This window comes from Paraburkholderia sp. (genome assembly GCF_050742655.1).
Classification (GTDB): Bacteria; Pseudomonadota; Gammaproteobacteria; order Burkholderiales; family Burkholderiaceae; genus Paraburkholderia.
In genome coordinates, this window is the sequence record NZ_JBOIGG010000079.1 from 1 (window position 1) to 1,069 (window position 1,069).

Annotated in this window: 1 protein-coding gene; it reads right to left on the bottom strand. The window is 58.9% G+C overall.

The genetic code is table 11. The features are described 5' to 3' along the window. Positions 1-21: 21 nt before the first annotated feature. A partial coding sequence (locus tag ACREXZ_RS30895) for an IS4 family transposase (protein WP_431767921.1) occupies positions 22-1,069 on the bottom strand: 1,048 nt, incomplete at its 5' end.

The window sequence follows — 1,069 nt, forward strand, 5'->3', positions numbered from 1 at the left end:
GTCCTCAACCTAGACTCCCATTTAATGGGTTATAGATATCCATGGGTTGATGGGTAGTTTTGGGGACAGGAGTTGTTTTAGGAAGACGGTTGTTTGAGCATAAGTTGCGCTGGCGAAGATCTTTTGCAGCCTGTGCAGGCCGAGCGCGAGCAGGGACCACGCTTTGCGGCCATGCTTTTTCAACGGGATCGGTTTCAACCGCGCCACCGCCACGCCAGTTTTGACGGCAAGCGCGACGGCCAAAGCCACCACGCCGAGCAGCGTCGATAACTTGTCCGCGTTTGGGATGTGCGTGTCCTCCAGGTTGAAGCCCCTGGTTTTGAGATTGCCGAACAGGGTTTCGATTTTCCATCGGTCGCGATAAGCCGCGAACGCCCTGCGCGGATTGCCGGAACAAGCCAACGCCAAAAGTTCGCCCGTCGGCAAACGCATCACGACCAAACGCCCGGCGGGAGATTGGCGGTTCGCGTCTTGTCCAAGACGACACCAGCCCTTCACGATCATCTTTTGCCCCTGCGCCAGACGCCTGGCGATGTCCGTCATCGTCCAGGTTTCATAGCCCTCGCGCATGACGCGCTGGTTCTCGCGCAGCCGCAGAATAAAAGGGATTTTTAGAGCTGCCAGATACGCCATCCATGCGTCGCCGATGAACTCGCGGTCGCCCATGAGCGAGGCGATTCGCGCATCGGGGAACGCTTGGCGCAGACGATCCAAAAGACACTTTCGCGTCGCCGTGTTCGCGTTTCCCACCGAGGGCAGCAGCGACCAGATCAACGGAATGCCCATACCATTCCACATCGCCGAGATCATCAGGATGTTGATCGTGGTCTTGCCAAAATCCCAGCTCGTCCGGTCGATCGCCAGAACCCACGGTTTGCCCGATAGCCCCAGGAGATCGACCACGACCCGCGCCGCCATCGCACCGTCCAGATTGACAAACTGGAAAAAACGGTAAAACCGTCGCCGCACGGATTCCGTTTGCGCTGCCGTCGTTAGATGTGCCGCCAACCGCCACAGGCAGATCGTGCCGTGCCGCATGACGAGCCGCGCCAGCCACGCTAGCGTCTCT